Source organism: Parviterribacter multiflagellatus (assembly GCF_056863265.1).
Genome location: NZ_JBXPIZ010000011.1, coordinates 133,181 through 151,044 on the forward strand (window position 1 = coordinate 133,181; position 17,864 = coordinate 151,044).

Annotated in this window: 15 protein-coding genes; 5 read left to right on the top strand and 10 right to left on the bottom strand. The window is 73.8% G+C overall.

Translation table 11 applies throughout. The annotated features are described in order from the left end of the window. Positions 1-53: 53 nt before the first annotated feature. The 3 genes from AC1UE5_RS22800 to AC1UE5_RS22810 all read left to right on the top strand — a co-directional run bounded on the left by AC1UE5_RS22800 (position 54) and on the right by AC1UE5_RS22810 (position 2,203). Positions 54-386: a nuclear transport factor 2 family protein gene (locus AC1UE5_RS22800; protein ID WP_482927922.1), complete on the top strand. Its 333-nt coding sequence runs from the start codon at positions 54-56 to the stop codon at positions 384-386. A gap of 93 nt (positions 387-479) precedes the next feature. Next, the gene (locus AC1UE5_RS22805) at positions 480-1,445 is read left to right on the top strand and encodes an ATP-binding cassette domain-containing protein (protein ID WP_482928249.1); all 966 of its coding nucleotides are present in this window, start codon (positions 480-482) and stop codon (positions 1,443-1,445) included. After that, on the top strand, positions 1,442-2,203 hold the full coding sequence (locus AC1UE5_RS22810) for an ABC transporter permease (RefSeq protein ID WP_482927924.1): 762 nt from the start codon (positions 1,442-1,444) through the stop codon (positions 2,201-2,203). The genes AC1UE5_RS22805 and AC1UE5_RS22810 overlap by 4 nt, the downstream gene beginning before the upstream one ends. Here AC1UE5_RS22810 and AC1UE5_RS22815 read toward each other — a convergent pair. From AC1UE5_RS22815 to AC1UE5_RS22845, 7 genes are all read right to left on the bottom strand, one after another. Continuing rightward, a complete protein-coding gene (locus AC1UE5_RS22815; RefSeq protein ID WP_482927926.1) occupies positions 2,177-5,449 on the bottom strand; it encodes an ATP-binding protein in 3,273 nt (1,090 codons plus the stop codon). The genes AC1UE5_RS22810 and AC1UE5_RS22815 overlap by 27 nt on opposite strands. A gap of 226 nt (positions 5,450-5,675) precedes the next feature. Beyond that, on the bottom strand, positions 5,676-6,920 hold the full coding sequence (locus AC1UE5_RS22820) for an arginine deiminase (RefSeq protein WP_482927928.1): 1,245 nt from the start codon (positions 6,918-6,920) through the stop codon (positions 5,676-5,678). A gap of 10 nt (positions 6,921-6,930) precedes the next feature. Further along, positions 6,931-8,286 carry a basic amino acid/polyamine antiporter gene (locus tag AC1UE5_RS22825; protein ID WP_482928251.1) on the bottom strand — a complete coding sequence of 452 codons (1,356 nt, stop codon included), beginning with the start codon at positions 8,284-8,286 and terminating at the stop codon, positions 6,931-6,933. Positions 8,287-8,405: 119 nt separating this feature from the next. Continuing rightward, positions 8,406-8,723 carry a hypothetical protein gene (locus AC1UE5_RS22830; protein ID WP_482927930.1) on the bottom strand — a complete coding sequence of 106 codons (318 nt, stop codon included), beginning with the start codon at positions 8,721-8,723 and terminating at the stop codon, positions 8,406-8,408. A 5-nt stretch (positions 8,724-8,728) separates the two neighbouring features. Continuing rightward, positions 8,729-9,493, bottom strand: a complete 765-nt coding sequence (locus tag AC1UE5_RS22835) for a succinate dehydrogenase/fumarate reductase iron-sulfur subunit (RefSeq protein ID WP_482927932.1) — start codon at positions 9,491-9,493, stop codon at positions 8,729-8,731. Then, positions 9,493-11,409 (bottom strand): fumarate reductase/succinate dehydrogenase flavoprotein subunit, encoded by a 1,917-nt coding sequence (locus AC1UE5_RS22840; protein ID WP_482927934.1) that lies wholly within the window; start codon positions 11,407-11,409, stop codon positions 9,493-9,495. The genes AC1UE5_RS22835 and AC1UE5_RS22840 overlap by 1 nt, the downstream gene beginning before the upstream one ends. After that, positions 11,406-12,092 carry a succinate dehydrogenase cytochrome b subunit gene (locus AC1UE5_RS22845; protein WP_482928253.1) on the bottom strand — a complete coding sequence of 229 codons (687 nt, stop codon included), beginning with the start codon at positions 12,090-12,092 and terminating at the stop codon, positions 11,406-11,408. The genes AC1UE5_RS22840 and AC1UE5_RS22845 overlap by 4 nt, the downstream gene beginning before the upstream one ends. A gap of 198 nt (positions 12,093-12,290) precedes the next feature. Between AC1UE5_RS22845 and AC1UE5_RS22850 the strand changes: the two genes are divergently transcribed. Continuing rightward, entirely contained in the window at positions 12,291-13,523 is a 1,233-nt protein-coding gene (locus tag AC1UE5_RS22850; RefSeq protein WP_482927936.1) for an alpha/beta fold hydrolase, read from the top strand. A 133-nt stretch (positions 13,524-13,656) separates the two neighbouring features. Then, entirely contained in the window at positions 13,657-15,324 is a 1,668-nt protein-coding gene (locus AC1UE5_RS22855) for a hypothetical protein (protein ID WP_482927937.1), read from the top strand. A gap of 4 nt (positions 15,325-15,328) precedes the next feature. Here AC1UE5_RS22855 and AC1UE5_RS22860 read toward each other — a convergent pair whose 3' ends face one another. From AC1UE5_RS22860 to AC1UE5_RS22870, 3 genes are read right to left on the bottom strand one after another with little or no spacing between them, the layout of a single operon-like run. Continuing rightward, positions 15,329-16,567, bottom strand: a complete 1,239-nt coding sequence (locus AC1UE5_RS22860) for an amino acid permease (RefSeq protein ID WP_482927939.1) — start codon at positions 16,565-16,567, stop codon at positions 15,329-15,331. 11 nt (positions 16,568-16,578) lie between these two features. Beyond that, positions 16,579-17,139 (bottom strand): PadR family transcriptional regulator, encoded by a 561-nt coding sequence (locus tag AC1UE5_RS22865; protein WP_482927941.1) that lies wholly within the window; start codon positions 17,137-17,139, stop codon positions 16,579-16,581. Continuing rightward, positions 17,136-17,813 (bottom strand): enoyl-CoA hydratase/isomerase family protein, encoded by a 678-nt coding sequence (locus AC1UE5_RS22870; protein ID WP_482927943.1) that lies wholly within the window; start codon positions 17,811-17,813, stop codon positions 17,136-17,138. The genes AC1UE5_RS22865 and AC1UE5_RS22870 overlap by 4 nt, the downstream gene beginning before the upstream one ends. Positions 17,814-17,864 lie beyond the last annotated feature (51 nt).

Genomic DNA, 17,864 nt, shown 5'->3' on the forward strand with positions numbered 1-17,864 from the left:
GGATCCTCTGATCGTGTGATGTCGGGACCGCGCCCGCCCGCGACGATCGGCCCATGCCTTCCGCCACCCCCGCGCTCGACCCGCGCATCCAGCGCGTCTTCGACGCCACGAACCGCGAGGACCACATGGGGTTCCTCGCCGCCTTCACCCCCGACGCCGTGCTCGTCGACTGGAGCCGCACGTTCGTCGGCCGCGACGCGATCGCCCGCTGGGACCGCAACGAGAACACCGGCGTGCACGCGCGCATCACGCCGACGTCGGTCGAGCCGCGCGGCGACGCCGTGCGCGTCGGCGTCGAGGTGCGCGGCGACGGCTACAACGGCGGAGGCGCCTTCACGTTCGAGCTCGGGGCCGGCGGGGTGCGCCGGCTGGAGATCACGGGCTGACAGCGCGGTGCGAGCGGCGTGTGAGCGCGCTGCGAGCGCCGTGTGAGCGGGTGGGCCGACAGTCGTGGCGTGACCACGACCAAGGACCACGACATGGACTACGCCATCGAGGCGGAGGGCCTGCGCAAGCGGTTCGGCGACACGGAGGCGCTCGCGGGGATCGACCTGCGGGCGCGCCGTGGGACCGTCCTCGGCGTGCTCGGCCCCAACGGCGCCGGCAAGACGACCGCCGTGCGCATCCTCGCCACGCTCCTGAAGCCGGACGCCGGCCGCGCGCACGTCGCCGGCCACGACGTCCTCGCCGACCCGCAGGCCGTCCGCCGCTCGATCGGCCTCACCGGCCAGTACGCGTCGGTCGACGAGACGCTCACCGGCACGCAGAACCTCGTGATGATCGGCCAGCTGCTCGACCTCAGCCGCCGCGACGCCCGCGCCCGCGCGAAGGAGCTGCTCGCCTGGTTCGGCCTGACCGAGTCGGCCGACCGCCCCGCGCGCACGTACTCGGGCGGCATGCGCCGCCGGCTCGACCTCGCCGCGAGCCTCGTCGGCCGCCCCGCGATCGTCTTCCTCGACGAGCCGACGACCGGCCTCGACCCGACCAAGCGCGAGGACATGTGGGGCGTCGTGCGCGCGCTCGTCGACGACGGCTCCACCGTCCTGCTCACCACGCAGTACCTGGAGGAGGCCGACGCGCTGGCCGACGAGATCACGGTCATCGACAAGGGCCGCGTGATCGCGCACGACACCCCCGAGGGCCTCAAGCGCGTCGTCGGCGGGCAGACGCTCGTCGTCCGGCCGGCCGACCCGGCGCGCCTCGGCGAGGCGTCCGCGATCCTCGCCGGGCTGACCGGCGCGCAGCCCGACGCGCTCAGCAAGGGCGTCGTCTCGGTGCCGGTCGCCGACGACGGCGTGCTCGGGCCGGTGGTGGAGCGGCTCGCGGCGGCGGACCTCGCCGTCACCGAGCTGTCGCTGCGCCTCCCGAGCCTCGACGAGGTCTTCTTCACGCTCACCGGCGGCCCGGGCGACACCGTGCCCGTCCGCGAGGCGGTGGCGGCATGACCCGCACGCTCCGCCACAGCGCGGTGCTCGCGCACCGCGGCCTGATCAACACCATGCGCACGCCCGAGGCGTTCTTCGACGTCACGGTGCAGCCGATCATCTTCCTGCTGCTCTTCACGTACGTCTTCGGCGGCGCGATCAGCGACGGCTCGCAGCAGGAGTACCTCCAGTTCCTGCTCCCGGGCATCCTCGCCCAGACCGTCGCGATGGGCGGCATCGCGATCGGCGTCAACCTCAACACCGACATCACCAAGGGCGTGTTCGACCGGTTCCGCAGCCTGCCGATCGCCCGCTCGGCGCCGCTGGTCGGCGCGGTGCTCGCGGACGTCATCCGCTATGTCATCGTCTGCGTCGTCCTGCTCGGCTTCGGCTACGTGCTCGGCTTCCGCGCGGAGACGAACGGGCTGGAGGTGCTGGCCGGCTGCCTGCTGGCGATCGCGTTCGCGCTCTGCTTCTGCTGGTCGGCGGTGTTCGTGGGGATGGTCTCGCGGACGTCCGGCGCGGTGCAGGGGATCATGATGCTGATCGTCCTGCCGCTGAGCTTCGGCTCGAGCACGTTCGTCCCGGCGGACACGATGCCCGGCTGGCTGCAGGCGTTCGTCGACGTCAACCCGCTCACCCACCTGATCGGCGCCGAGCGGGCGCTGCTGCTGGGCGAGCCGATGGGCCAGCACCTCGTCTGGACCTTCGTGTGGATGGGGATCCTGCTCGCGGCGTTCGTGCCGCTGGCGCTACGGGCGTACGCCCGCCGGGTCTGAGAGCGGCGTGCTCTCAGGATGGAGGCGGGCGACGGCGGCGTCGCGCGGGGCCTGGAGGCCGCGCGCGTACGCCGCCGCGTAGGCGTCCTCGCCCAGCGCCGCGCGCAGCCGCGCGGCCAGCTGCACCACCTCCTGGTTGGTCTCGTCGCCCGACCCGCGGACGGCGGCCGTCGCGCCCAGCGTCTCCGCCCCGTCGAGCGGTCGGCCCTCGCGCTCGGCGAGCGTCGCCGCCGTCAGGCCCACGATGGCGACGATCGGCATGTCGCGGGTCGCGACGGCGCTCGCGTGCGCCTCGGCGAGCTCGGCCCGTCCCGCGTCGAGCTCCCCGTCCTCGATCAGCAGCGCGGCGATCGCGGAGCGGGCGATCGCCTCGCCGTGGCCCCGCCCGGGCTCCGCGGGCGACGCACCCGCGAGCACGCGCTCGAGCTGTCGGCGGAGTCCGCGCGCCTCGTCGTCGGCGCCGACGGAGCACGCGAGCCGCGCACGCATCGCGAGGACGATCAGCTCCTCCTCGGGCGCGAGGTCGTGCAGCTGGGCGAGCCGCGTGAGGTCGGCGCGCGCGCCGACGGCGTCGCCGCGGCGCAGGCGCAGCTCCGCCAGCCGCAGCTCCAGCATCATCGTCCACCCGCGCGTCGCGAGCACGTCCGTGTTCGTGCGCGCCTCGTCGAGCGCCGCGGCGGCCGCGTCGAGGTCGCCGTCGAGCATCAGCACGTTGGACTGCACCACGAGCGCGAGCGTCAGCGCCCACCGGTCGCCCAGCGATCGGAGCCCGGGCAGGGCCTCCGCGATCGCCGTGCGCAGCGTGGCGACGTCGCCGTCGTTCTCGGCGACCTGCGCGCGCATGAGCGGGACGATCGCGCGCACCCACGGGTCGCGGTGGCTGCGGGCCAACGCGAGGAGCCGCCCTCCTTGGTCGCGGTCGCCGCTCACCCAGACGAGCGTCGCGCGCAGGAGCAGCGCCAGCGGCACCCTCGCCGTGTCGACCGTCGCGAGCCGGTCGGCCAGCGTGCGGAGGCGCTCGCCCGCGCCATCCGCCAGGTCGTCCGCGCCGCTGCCCTGCGCGAGCTCGTCGCGCGTGGCGGCGACGGCGACGATGACCTCCGCGAACGTCCGCTCGTCCGGGTCGCTCTCGCCCTCGGCGGACAGCGCGAGGCGCAGCAGCGGCAGCACCTCGCCGGGATCGCCGGAGAGCAGCGTGTACCAGACGAGCGCGAGCGCCAGCCGCACCGCGGTCTTCGCGTCGCCGGTGTCGACGAGGCGGCGCAGCGCGGCGACGACGTTCTCGCGCTCGGCGGTCAGCAGGCGGAACGGCGGGATCTGGTCGGCGGTGCGCAGGAGCGGCTCGGCGTCGATCGCCAGCGCCGCGAAGTACTCCGCGTGCGCGTCGCGCGTGGCCGCGGTCTCGCCGGCCTCCTCCAGCCGCTCGAGCCCGTACTCGCGGATCGTCTCGAGCATCCGGTAGCGCGGCGCGGCGCCCGGGTCGACGGCCTGGACGAGCGAGCGGTCGACGAGCGCGGCGAGCGTGTCGAGCACGTCGGCGGCGTCGAGACCGCCACCGGCGCACACGGCCTCGGCGGACTCGGGCGTCGCGCCCGCGGCGAAGACCGCGAGGCGGCGGGCGAGCGCGCGCTCGGGCTCGGTCAGGAGCTCCCAGCTCCAGTCGACGACCGCGCGCAGCGTGCGGTGGCGCGGCATCGCGGTGCGGCTGCCGCCGGTGAGCAGGCGGAAGCGGTCGTCGAGGCGGCGGGCCAGCTCGTGCGGTGGGAGCGAACGCAGCCGCGCGGCGGCCAGCTCGATCGCCAGCGGCTGCCCGTCCAGGCGGCGGCAGATCTCGATGACCGCGGCGACGTTCTCGGCGTCGACCGCGAACCCGGGCCGGGCGGCCGCGGCGCGGTCGGCGAACAGCTCGACGGCGGGGTGGGCGAGCGCGGTCTCGGGGGTCGCGTGGGGCGGCGGCCAGGCCAGCGGCGGCACCTCGACGAGCTGCTCGCCGCCGATGCCGAGCGGCTCGCGCGACGTGGCGACGATGCGGAGGTGCGGGCAGCGGCCCAGCAGCTCCTCCGCCGTGCGCGCGGCGGTCTCGACCAGGTGCTCGCAGTTGTCGAGGACGAGCAGCGCGCGGCGGTCGGCGAGCACGTCGACGACGCGCTGGAGCGTGTCGATCGGCGGCATGTGCGCGGCCCGCTCGAGCACGGCGGCGTCACGCAGTCCGATCGCGCCGAGGATCGCCGGCGCGACCTCGGCCTCCTCGCGCACGGGCGCCAGCTCGACGAGCCACACGCCGTCGGGGACGTGCTCGACGCGCCGAGCGGCGGCCTCCTGGGCCAGGCGCGTCTTGCCCGCGCCGCCGGGGCCGAGGAGCGTGACGAGGCGGTGGGCGGTGAGCGCCTCGCCGACCGCGGCGAGCTCGCCGGCGCGGCCGACGAAGCTCGTGAGCGGCGCGCGGAGGTTCGTCCGTGCGGGGCCGCGCGGCGCGGCCGCCTCCTCGACGGCAGCCGGCGCGGCGGCCTCCCCGCGCAGGACCGCGAGGTGCGCGGCCTGCAGCTCCGGCCCCGGGACCGCGCCCAGCTCGGCGTCGAGCGCGGCCCGGATGCGCTCGTACGCCGCGAGCGCGTCGGCCTGCCGCCCGGCCGCGGCCAGCGCCCGCAGCTGGCGGCGCGCGACGCGCTCGTCGAGCGGGTGGTCGGCGGCGAGCCGGTCGAGCTCGGTCGCCAGCGCGTCGCCCGCGGCGGCGCCGAGCGCGAGGTCGGCGTCGACGCGGTCGAGCGTCGCGGCGAGGCGCAGGTCGTCGAGGCGCGCGGCGGCGTCGAGCGCGAACCGCCGGTCGCCGGCCAGCCCCGCCAGCGCCGGCCCGCGCCACAGCGCGAGCGCGTCGCGCAGCAGCCCCGCGGCCCGCTCGGCCTCCCCGGCCCGCAGGGCGTCCCCGCCCTCCCGCGCGAGCCGCTCGAACCGCAGCGCGTCCACGTCGTCCGGCTCGACCGCCAGCCGGTAGCCCGCCGGCGTCTGCGCCACGAGCGCCGGGTCGCCCAGCGCCCGCCGCAGCCGCGACACGAGCGACTGCAGCGCGTGCGCCGCGTCGGCCGGCAGCGCGTCCTCCCACACCGCGTCGACCAGCGCGCCGGCGCTCACCGGGCGACCGGCATCCAGCGCCAGCCGCGTCAGCAGCGCCCGCAGCCGGGCGCCGCCGAGATCGACCGCGCGATCCGCGGCCTCCACCTCCAGCGCTCCGAGCAGCCCGACACGCACCCGCCCAACTGTCGCAGGTGCCCGGCTCAAGTTCCGCGCGCCGCATCCGAACACGGGGCCAGGAACCTCTCTCCTCCTCCTAGAGACCCGCAACGAGCCGGCACCCCGCCGGCTCGTTCGCGTTCTGAGCGGGTCTCCCGGCGACTGACACGACGAGACGACGCCTACCGGCCGTTCGGCCTACCCGGCAGTCGTCTCGCCGCGCCAGTCATCCGGGATGGCCCACTCAGATGTAGACCGGGTCGCGCGCGATCGGGCACGTCATGCAGTGCCCGCCGCCCCGGCCGCGGCCCAGCTCCGCGCCGACGATCGTGAGGACCTCGATCCCCGCCTCGCGCAGCAGCGCGTTCGTGCGCGTGTTGCGGTCGTAGGTGACGACGACCCCCGGCTCGAGCGCGACGGCGTTGTTGCCGCTGTCCCACTGCTGGCGCTCGGACTCGTACACGTCGCCGCCCGTCTCGACCACCCGCAGCGCGTCCAGCCCGAGCGCGCCCGCGACGACGTCGACGAACGGTCGCGGGCCCTCGTCGATCACCTCCAGCCCGGGCGGCCGGTCGCTGGGGACGAGGCTGAACGCGTGGATCGCGTCCACGATGTGGGGGTAGAGGGTCACGACGTCGCGGTCGGCGAACGTGAAGACCGTGTCGAGGTGCATCGCCGCCCGCAGCTTCGGCATCCCGGCGACCACGACGCGCTCCGCCGCGCCCGCGGCGAACAGCGCCGCCGCCACCTGCGTGATCGCTTGGCGCGACGTCCGCTCGCTCATCCCCACGAGCACGACCCCGTTGCCGACCGGCATGACGTCGCCGCCCTCGAACGTCGCCTCGTCCCAGTGCCGCTCCGGATCGCCCCACCACACCTGGGAGCCGACGTAGCCCGGGTGGAACTCGTACACCGCCTTCATCAGCAGCGTCTCGTCGTGGCGCGCGGGCCAGTAGAGCGGGTTGAGCGTCAGCCCGCCGTACAGCCAGCACGTCGTGTCGCGCGTGTAGAGCGTGTTGGGCAGCGGCGGCATCAGGTAGTCGCGCACGCCCGCCGCGTCCCGCGACAGCGCCGCGTACCCGCCGCGCAGCTCGTCCGGCAGGTCGGTGGTCGCCAGGCCGCCGATCAGGTGCTCGGCCAGCGCGCGCGGCGCGAGCGACTCGAGGTACGTGCGCGTGGGGTCGACGAGGCCCAGCCCGACCTGGTTCGGCGTCACCTTGCGGTCGAGCAGCCAGTCGCGCGCCGCGGGGATCGCCACCGTCTCGGCGAGCAGCTCGTGCAGCTCGACGACCTCGATGCCGCGCCCGCGGAGCAGGTCGACGAAGTCGCGGTGGTCGCGCTGCGCGTTCTCCACCCACAGGACGTCGTCGAACAGCAGCGCGTCCGCGTTGGTCGGCGTCAGCCGCCGGTGGGCGAGCCCGGGTGCGCAGACCAGCACCTTCCGCAGCCGGCCGACCTCGGAGTGGACGCCGTGGCCGTTGCTCTCCATCAGACCTCCTTCACAGGCTGATCCATCCGGCGGCGAGCGCCACGACGCCGACGAGGGCGCCCGCGACGGAGACCGCGAGGAGGACCAGCTCGCCCGGGGAGAACAGGCGCCGGCCCTGCTCCCGCCGGGCCATGACGAAGAGGATCGTCGCCGGCGCGTAGATGATGAACGAGACGAGCACGAACTTGACGCCCGCCGCGAAGAGCAGGAACGCCGTGTAGAAGGTCGCCAGCCCGGCGATCGCCAGGTCGCGCCGGAGGCGGTCGCCCCACCCGAGCTTCAGCGCGTACCCCGCGGCGAGCAGGAACGGGATCAGCGTCAGCGCGCTCGTCAGGTCGAGCGCGAAGCTGAACGCGTCGTCGGAGAAGTAGGTCACGACCAGGACGACCTGGCTCAGCGCGGTGGAGAGCACGAGCGCGGGCAGCGGCACGTCGTCCGCCGTCGCCCGTCCGAGGAAGCGGGGCATGTCCTCGTCCTTGGCCGCGACGTACAGCACCTCCGCGGCCATCAGCGTCCACGCGAGGTACGCGCCGAGCACGGACACGATCAGCCCGACGCTGACGAACGTCTTGCCCCAGCCGCCGACCGCCTCCTCCAGGACGCCCGCCATCGATGGCTGCCGCAGCTCGGCGAGCTCGGCCGCGGGCAGGATCCCGTAGGCGACGATCGTCACCGACGCGAAGATCGCGAAGACGCTGACGAAGCCGAGCACCGTCGCGCGCCCGACGTCCTCGCGCCGCCGCGCGTGGCGCGAGTAGACGCTCGCGCCCTCGACCCCGAGGAACACGAACACGGTCACGAGCATCGTCCCGCGCACCTGCTCGAACAGCGCGTCGTCGTCGCCCTTGCCGCTCCAGTTGTCGGCGAACACGCCGGGGTCGAAGTAGAAGAGCGCCAGCACGACGAAGACGAGGATCGGCACGACCTTCGCGACCGTCACGATGCGGTTGATCGCCGCCGCCTCCTTGATGCCGCGGCTGATCAGCCAGAAGAAGCACCACAGGCCGACCGTCGACAGCACGATCGCGAGCACCGTGTCGCCGTCGCCCAGCGCCGGCCAGATCGCGCCGACCGTCGACATGATCAGCACCCAGTAGGTGACGTTGCCGACGCACGCGCTGGCCCAGTAGCCGAAGGCGGAGAAGAAGCCGGGGTACTCGCCGAACCCGGCCTTGGCGTACGCGTAGACCCCGGCGTCCAGCTCGGGCTTGCGGATCGCCAGCCGCTGGAAGACGAACGCCAGCATCAGCATGCCGGTGCCCGCGATCACCCACGCGATGAGCGCGCCCGCGACACCGGTCTCCTCCCCGAAGCGGCGCGGCAGCGAGAAGACGCCGGCGCCGACCATCGAGCCGACGACCATCATCGTCAGCGTGACGAACGTCAGCTTGGCCGCAGGGGGAGCGTCGGACGACACGAGCGCCCGACGGTGACAGCACCATGGGTGAGCCCGGGCTCACCCATGGTGGATGACCGTTGCGCGCCCTAGAAGGGTCCCTCGCCGACCGGCGAGGGAAGGTCGACCTCGGCCAGCGCGCCGACGCTCGCCCGCAGGCCGGCGTCGATCCGCAGCTGGATGCGCTCGAGCTGGTCGAGCTTGCACATGGTGTCCAGCACCGCGTCCGCGCTGCGCTCGTCGCTGCCGGCGGCCAGGATGGCCGCCTCCAGCTCACCCCGCAGCTCGGCGATGCGAGCGTCGATGCGGCGGGCAGCGGCGGCGTAGCCGTCCAGCCGGCGCCGGCTGCGCTCCTCGATGGGACTTCTGACGGTGGCGACCAGACGGTCGACCTGTGACGCGTTCATCGCGGTCATCGCTCCTCTCCGTCCGCTCGACGGGTGCCGCGGACGGCCTGACGATAATCGCGATAGAGCATCGTGATGAAATCGATCTTGATCCCCTTGGGGCACTGGGCCTCGCACTCACGGTGGTTCGTGCACGGTCCGAAGTTGCGTTCCATGGCCTCGACCATCTTGATCGTGCGGCGGTGACGCTCCGGCTGACCCTGCGGAAGCAGGTTCAGATGCGCGACCTTCGCGGCCGTGAACAGATGGGCCGCGCCGTTGGGGCAGGAGGCGACGCAGGCGCCGCAGCCGATGCACGCCGCAGCGTCCATCGCGAGGTCCGACTCGCCCTTGGCGACCTGCACGAGGTTCGCGTCAGGGGCGCTGCCGGTGGGGACGGTGATGAAGCCGCCGGCCTGGATGATCTCGTCGAGCGCCGAGCGGTCGACGACCAGGTCCTTGACGAACGGGAAGCCCGACGAGCGGAAGGGCTCGACGGTGATGACGTCGCCGTCGTCGAACTTGCGGACGTAGAGCTGGCAGGTCGCGGTGCCCTGCTGGGGCCCGTGCGCCTCGCCGTTGATCATCAGGCTGCACGTGCCGCAGATGCCCTCGCGGCAGTCGCTCTCGAAGGCGAACGGCTCGATGCCCTCGAGCGTCAGTCGCTCGTTGAGCTGGTCGAGCAGCTCGAGGAACGACATCTCCGGGTTGGCGTCCGGGATGTCGTGGGTCTCGAAGTCCCCCGGGGCGTCCGGGTCGGCCTGTCGCCAGACCTTCAGCGTGAGGCGCATTACTTGTAGCTCCTCTGGGTCGGGGTGACGATGCGAAACTCGAGCTGCTCGCGGTGGAGCGTCGGGGGCGCGTCCGGGCCCTCGTACTCCCACGCCCCGACGAACGCGAAGTTCTCGTCGTCGCGCAGCGCCTCGCCGTCCTCCGTCTGGTGCTCGGTGCGGAAGTGGCCGCCGCACGACTCCTCGCGCATGAGGGCGTCGCGGCACATCAGCTCGCCGAGCTCGAAGAAGTCCTCGACGCGGCCGGCGCGCTCGAGCGACTGGTTGAGACCCGCCGCGTCGCCGGGGACGCGCAGGTCGGTCGCGAACTCCTCGCGCAGCGCCCGGATGTCCCGGATCGCCTGCTCGAGGCCCTCGCGGGTGCGGGCCATGCCGCACTCCTCCCACAGGATCCGGCCGAGCTCGCGGTGGTACCAGTCGACGGACCGGCTGCCGTTGGTCGACGTGAGCCGCTTGACCTGCTCGGCGACGCCGGCCTCCGCCTTCGCGAACTCCGGGTGGCTGGTGTCCGGCGCAGGCTTGCCGAGCTGCGGGGCCAGGTAGTCGCCGATCGTCACGGGGAGGACGAAGTACCCGTCCGCGAGGCCCTGCATCAGCGCGCTGGCGCCGAGCCGGTTGGCGCCGTGGTCGGAGAAGTTCGCCTCGCCGATCGCGTACAGCCCCGGGATCGTCGTCATGAGGTTGTAGTCGACCCAGAGCCCGCCCATCGTGTAGTGGGGGGCCGGGTAGATGCGCATCGGCTGCTTGTACGGATCCTCGCCGGTGATCCGCTCGTACATCTCGAACAGGTTCCCGTAGCGGGCCTTGATCGTGTCCGCCCCGAGCCGCTGGATCGCGTCCGCGAAGTCGAGGTAGACGCCGTTCTTGCGCGGCCCGACCCCGAGGTCCTCGTCGATCATGTGCTTCGCCGCGCGGGACGCGACGTCGCGGGGGACGAGGTTGCCGAACGCGGGGTAGCGGCGCTCGAGGAAGTAGTCGCGCTGCTCCTCGGGCACGTCCTCGGGCGCGGCGTCCGTCTGCTCCTGCGGGACCCAGATGCGGCCGTCGTTGCGGAGCGACTCGCTCATCAGCGTGAGCTTGCTCTGGAACGGCTCGGACTGCGGGATGCAGGTCGGGTGGATCTGCGTGTAGCAGGGGTTGGCGAAGAGCGCGCCCTTGCGGTGCGCCCGCCAGATGGCGGTCGCGTTCGAGTTGCGCGCGTTCGTCGACAGGTAGAAGGCGTTCGAGTAGCCGCCGGTCGCCAGGACCACCGCGTGCGCGGCGATGCTGAAGACCTCGCCGGTGAGCAGGTCGCGCGCCACGACGCCCGCGGCCTTGCCGTCGGCGACGACGACGTCGAGCATCTCCGTGCGCGCGTGGAGCTTGACGTTGCCCAGCCCGATCTGCCGCGACAGCGCCTGGTAGGCGCCGAGCAGCAGCTGCTGGCCGGTCTGGCCGCGCGCGTAGAACGTGCGCGAGACCTGCGCGCCGCCGAACGAGCGGTTGTCGAGCAGGCCGCCGTACTCGCGCGCGAACGGGACGCCCTGCGCCGTCGCCTGGTCGATGATGTTGTTCGACACCTGCGCGAGGCGGTAGACGTTCGCCTCGCGGGCGCGGTAGTCGCCGCCCTTGATCGTGTCGTAGAACAGGCGGTGGATCGAGTCGCCGTCGTTGCGGTAGTTCTTGGCGGCGTTGATGCCGCCCTGCGCCGCGATCGAGTGCGCGCGGCGCGGCGAGTCGTGGAACGTGAGGACCGTGACGCGGTAGCCGAGCTCGGCGAGCGTCGCGGCGGCCGAGGCGCCGGCGAGGCCGGAGCCGATCACCAGCACGTGGAAGCGCCGCTTGTTGGCGGCGTTGACGAGCCGGACGCCGAAGCGGTGCGCGTCCCAGCTCTCCTCGATCGGTCCGGCGGGAGCGTTGGACTCCAGCGTGATCATCCGACGACCCCCGTGAGGACGGCGATGGGGAAGGAGATGTTGCCCAGCGCGACGATCACCGAGAACGCGACCGCGAAGTAGCGGGTCCGCACGCGGGTGAGCGGGCCACCGACGCCCAGGCTCTGGAACAGGCTCCAGGCGCCGTGGTAGAGGTGGAACGCGAGGGCGAGGTTCGCCGCGATGTAGACGAGCGAGACGGGCACGCGCTCGAAGCTCGCGACGACGTTGTCGTAGACGTTCCCCGACTGGAAGTCCGGGTTCGTCGTGCCCCACGTGAGGTCCAGCAGGTGGAAGATCACGAAGAGGAGCACGATCGGCCCCGTCCAGCGCATGGTGCGGCTGGCGAAGTCGGCGGCGACGTACTTGCGCTCCGCCGCGTACTTGACGGGGCGGGCCTGACGCGACTTGCGCGCGAGGCGGAAGGCGGCGTCGAGGTGCAGGATCAGCGAGCCGAGCAGGACGACGCGGAGGATCCACAGCAGCCCCTCGTGGGGGAGCAGCGGCTCGCCGACGTCGCGGAGCCATTCGGCGTAGTGGTCGAGGTCGTCGGCTCCCAGGTACATCTTGAGGTTGCCGAACATGTGGAGGAGCACGTAGGCCATGAGCACGATGCCCGTGACGGCCATGACGTACTTCTTCTGAAGGTCTGAGCGGTACAGAGGCGTATGCGGGTTCGGGAACAGGCCTCGCGCGCTGCCCGGTCTCCTCCGTGCCGCGGAACCCGCGAGTAGGGGTTGCGCCGAATGTAGCGCGGGTTGACATCACGTGACGTCACCCCTGGACGCGTTCGGTCGAGCGCGGTTGAGCGAACGGTGACGATCATCTAGGATCCGCCGCCGGAGCGGGGGCTGTAGGGGTCCCCGGGGGAGAAGGGGAGTCCGATGGTCAGGGAGAACCGCCGCGGTGTCGCGGTGCTCGTCGCGTTGCTCGCGGCGCTCGTCGTCCTGCTCGTGCCGGCCGGAGGGGCCGCCGCCGCGGAGCCGGGGCAGGATCCGTTCTACACGCCGCCGTCGCCGCTGCCGGCGGGCCAGCCCGGCGACGTCATCCGGTCGCGCAGCGCGCGCTTCACGCTCGACCCGGTGCTGAAGCTGCCGGCGCCGGGCGTCCGCTCGTGGCAGGTCCTCTACCGCACGACGACCGGCAGCGGCCAGCCGATCGCGGTGTCCGGCACGCTGCTCGTCCCGGTGCTGCCGTGGCTCGGCGGGGGCAAGCGCCCGATCGTCACGTGGGGCGTCGGCACGCGCGGCCTGGGCGACGCGTGCGCGCCGTCGTACACGCTGAGCCAGGGCACCGACTACGAGGGCGCGTTCATCGCGGCGGCGCTCGCGCGCGGGTTCGCGGTCGTGGTCAGCGACATGCGCGGGCTCGGCACGCCGGGCGCGCACACGTACGAGGTCGGCAAGGACCAGGGCCGGGCGGTGCTCGACGCGGTCCGCGCGGCGCGCAAGATCGCCAACACGGGGCTCTCGTCCACCGGCCCGGTCGGCGTGATGGGCTACTCGCAGGGCGGCACGACCGCCGGGTGGGCGGCCGAGCTGGCGCCGACGTACGCGCCGGAGCTCGACGTCAAGGGCGTCGTCGCGGGCGGCGTGCCGGCCGACCTGCTGGCGGTGGCGAACAGCCTCGACGGCGGGCCGTTCCTGGCCTTCGCGCTGTTCGCGGCGGTGGGCTACGACGCGGCGTACCCCGAGCTCGACCTCGAGTCGTACCTCAACGCGCGCGGGCAGCAGACGTTCGCGCAGTTCAGCGAGGCCTGCCTGGTGAGCATCGACGGGATCGGCGGCCTCCTCCAGACCGGGTTCACCGACATCGAGGACTACGTGACGACGAACCCGCTCGACACGCCGCAGTGGCAGGCGCGGCTGAACGAGAACAGGCTCGGCGGCACGAAGCCGGCCGCGCCGGTGTTCCAGTACCACGGGCTGATCGACGAGATCATCCCGTTCGGCCAGGCGAGCACGCTGCGCCAGCAGTGGTGCGCGAAGGGCGCGCGGGTGCAGTGGACGGTCTACCCGCTGGCCGAGCACCTGCTCGGGATGGTCTCCGGCGCGGGGCCGGGGCTCGACTACCTCGCGAACCGGTTCGCGGGGCAGCCGGCGCCCAGCAACTGCTAGCGCACCAGGCGCTTTCGATCGCGGCCTCCCCGGCCGGCGCGCGCCGCCGGCCGGGGACGGCAGGCACCGCGACGGCGGCGGCTCGCCCACGCGGGCCTTGCACCGGGCCCGCCGCCTCCGGGAGGGTTGCGGCATGGACGCGTACTTCGACCTCGGCACGCACACCCGCGGGGCGTCCACCGCCTCGCCGGCCGCCCAGACCTGGCTCGACCGCGGGCTCGTCTGGGCCTACGCCTTCAACCACGAGGAGGCGGTCGCGTGCTTCGAGCGGGCGATCGCGGAGGATCCCGGCTTCGCGCTGGCCCACTGGGGCATCGCGTACGCGATCGGGCCGAACTACAACAAGCAGTGGGAGGCGTTCGACCCCGTCGACCTGCGCGTCTCGCTCGCTCGCGCGCACGGCGCGATCGAGGACGCGCGCGCCAACGCGCCCCGCGCGTCCGAGATCGAGCGCGCGCTGATCGAAGCGCTCGCCGCGCGCTACCCGTCGAGCGACCCCGACGGCCCGCTCGACGCCTACAACGCCGACTACGCGGACGCGATGCGCGCGGTCTACGCGGCGCACCCGGACGACCTCGACGTCGCGGCGCTGTTCGCCGACGCGCTGATGAACCTCACCGCCTGGGCGCTGTGGGATCGCGAGACCGGCCTCCCGCCCGAGGGCGCGGCGACGCTGGAGGCCAAGGAGGTGCTCGAGCGCGCGCTTGCTCAGCCCGGCGGGTTCGACCACCCCGGGCTGCTCCACCTGTACCTGCATCTGATGGAGATGTCGCCGTGGCCCGAGCGCGCGCTGCCGGCGGCCGATGCGCTGCGCACGCTCGTGCCGGACGCGGGGCACCTGCTCCACATGCCGTCGCACATCGACGTGCTGTGCGGCCACTACCACGCGGCGATCGAGGCGAACCTGCGCGCCATCGCGGTCGACCGCGCGTTCTCCGAGGGCCCGGCGGCGCACCGCTTCTACACGCTCTACCGCGCGCACGACAAGCACTTCGCGATCTACGCGGCGATGTTCCTCGGCGTGTCGCGGGTCGCGCTCGACGTCGCGGAGGAGCTGGAGGCGATGCTCCCGGAGGAGCTGTTGCGGATCCCGTCGCCGCCCATGGCGGACTGGCTGGAGGGGTTCGTCCCGGTGCGGCTCCACGTGCTCGTGCGGTTCGGGCTGTGGGAGGAGATCCTCGCGCTCTCGTTCCCCGCGGACCCGGCGCTCTACTGCACGACGACCGCGATGCTCCACTACGCGCGCGGGGTCGCGTACGCGGCGACGGGCCGGGTGGCCGAGGCGGAGGCCGAGCGCGAGGCGTTCGGCGCCGCGGTCGCGCGCGTGCCCGAGTCGCGGTACCTGTTCAACAACACGTGCCTCGACATCCTCGCGGTGGCGAGCGCGATGCTCGACGGCGAGCTGGCCTACCGGCGCGGCGACCACGACGCGGCGTTCGCGCACCTGCGCCACGCGATCGAGCTCGACGACGCGCTGCCCTACGACGAGCCGTGGGGCTGGATGCAGCCGACCCGCCACGCGTACGGCGCGCTGCTGCTCGAGCAGGGCCGGGTCGAGGAGGCCGAGCGCGTCTACGCGGAGGACCTCGGCTACGACCCGCGCGTCCCGCGCTCCTCCCACCACCCCGGCAACGTGTGGAGCCTGCACGGCTACCACGAGTGCCTCGTGCGCCAGGGCAAGGACCAGGCGGCGCGGATCGTCGCGCAACAGCTCGCGATGGCGCAGGCGCGCGCGGACGTCCCGGTGCAGGCGTCCTGCTTCTGCCGCCTGCACCACCATGCTGGCGTAAGCGGTCAGTGACCGGTTACGCGACCGCCTGACCGCGCCGCGCGTGGCGCACCGCGAGCGTCGCCGCCGCGACGACGACCGGCACCGCGAGGAACCAGCCCGAGAACGCCGTGACGACGGCGACGAGCACCAGCGCGATCGCCGCCACGACGCGTGCCCGCGCCGCGAGGATGCGCGTCGCGGAGCCCAACGCCAGGACGTAAACGGAGACGAAGCACGCCGACGTCGCGCGGACGAGCGCCTCCGGGTCCATCGTCCCGGCGGCGAGGAGCCCGAGCAGCGCGGCGCCCGTCGCGGCGAGGACCGCGAGCGGGCGGCGCGGGATCGAGCGCGGCGCTCCGCCGCCGAGCCAGGCCGGCAGCGCGCCCTGCTGGGCCAGCGCCGCGGCGAGCTTGGAGGAGCCGCCGAGGTAGACGTTCATCGTCCCCATCGTCAGCGCCACCGCGAGGATCGCGCATGCGTCGCGTCCCGTGGAGCCCAGCCCGACCTCGAGCAGCTCGGCCAGCGGCACCTTGCTGTCCGCGGTCGCGACGGTGATCGACGCGACCGCCAGGCCGAGGTAGAGCAGCGCGATCGTCAGGTAGGCGAGCGTCACCGCGCGGGGCAGGTCGCGGCGCGGGTCGCGGAAGTCGCCGGCCATCTGGGCCATCGCCTCCCAGCCGAAGAAGAGCCAGGCGAGCAGGTTCGCCGCGGTGCCGATCGCCCACCAGCCTTCGGGCGCGAACGGCTCCCACCCGTCGCCGCCGTGGTCGGGGAGCACGGTGACGACGGCGACGAGGATCACGGCGACGAGCACGCCGGTGAGCGCGAACTGGACGCCGCTCGACACCCGCAGCCCCGACGCGTTCGCGCCCAGCACGACCGCGAACATCGCCAGCGCGACCGGCACCGCGACCGCCGTCCCGCCGCCCGTCAGGTCCGCGACGTAGTAGCCGCCGATCAGCGCGACGGCGGGCGCGCCGAGCACGACGGCGGCGAGGAAGATCGTGCCGGTGACCGCCGCCGCGTGCGCGCCGAACCCCTCCTGCACGTACGCGGTCACGCCGCCCGGCACCGGATGGCGGACGCCGAGCGTCGCGAACGTGATCGCGAGCGGCAGCGACAGCACGAGCAGCGCGGCCCACGCGACGATCGCCGCCGGGCCCGCTGCCTCCGCGGCCAGCGCCGGGACGAGCAGCACGCCGGGGCCGACGAGCGCGCCGACGTACAGCGCGGTGCCGCGCCCGAGGCCGAGGGTGCCCGCAGAGCTCTCCATGCGCGGCGACGCTAACGGCGCACGCGGGCGAGATCTGCCCGCATGCGCCGCACGCCGTCGAGCACCGCCTCCTCGTGCGCGCGCCCGACGTCGAGCAGCACGGGGCCGACCGGTCCGCCGGGCTCCAGCGCGGCGAGACGTTCGAGCGCGGCGAGTCGCTCGCGGGTCACCCGCTCGATGCGGTCGAGCTTCGCGGCCCGCTCGTCCGGCGTCAGGCGCGCGGCGAACAGCAGCTTGAGGAACGGGTGGTCGAGGAACAGCGACGCGTCGACGCCCTCGGCCTCGTCCTGCGCGTCGCTGCGCAGCCACGTGAGGAACGCCTCCTCGCCTGCCGGCGTGCAGGCGTACCGGCGCCGCGGCCGGCCGCCGCGCTCGGGCACCTCCTCCTCGCCGGCCACGAGCCCGCGCCGCTCCAGCCGCGCGAGCAGCGGGTACAGCACGCCCTCCTTCGGCTGCTGCTCGCGGGGCAGGCCGGGCGCGAGTCGCGCGCGGAGCGCGTACGCGTGCGCGGGCGCGTCGGCGAGCAGGCCGAGCACGACGGCCTCCAGGCGGCTCAGCCGCCCGGCGCTCACGCCGGCAGCCGCACGCCGGCGCGGAGCTTGTCGAGCGCGGCCGCGTGCAGCTCGGTCTTGATCGCCCCGAGCGCCGGCCCGCGCGTCGGGGCGAGCGTGGCCGCCAGCGCGACCGCGTCCGGCACGACCCGCGCCTCCTCGGCCACCGCGTCGACGATGCCGGCCGCCAGCGCGTCCGTGCCGCCGTAGCGCCGGCCGGTCGCCATCGCCACGTGCGCGGCCTGGGGCGCGAGCTTCGCCGCGATCAGCGCGCTCATCCCCGGCGTGAAGGGCAGCCCGAGCGCGACCTCGGGGAAGCAGAAGTAGCCCCGGTCGGCCCGCATCACGCGGTGGTCGCAGGCGAGCGCCAGCATCGCGCCGCCCGCGAACGCGTGCCCGCCGATCGCGGCGACGGTCGGCACCTCCCAAGCGACGAGCCGGGCGTAGAGCCGATGGACGCGGTCGAGCACCTCCTGCGCACCGCCCTCCGGCGCGCTCCCCATCCAGTCGAGGTCGAGCCCGTTGGAGAAGAACTTGCCGCTGCCGGTGAGCACGACGGCGGCCGGGCCCTGCGCGGACTCGACCGTGTCAAGAGCGGCGTCGAGCGCGTCGATCAGGTCCGGGTGGAACCGGTGCTCGCCGCGGTCGAGGGTCAGGACGTGGACGTCGCCTTCGCGATCGGTCTGGAGGCTCATACCTAGAGTCTAGGTACTCAGGTCATACCGCGTTCATACCGGTCTCCTGGA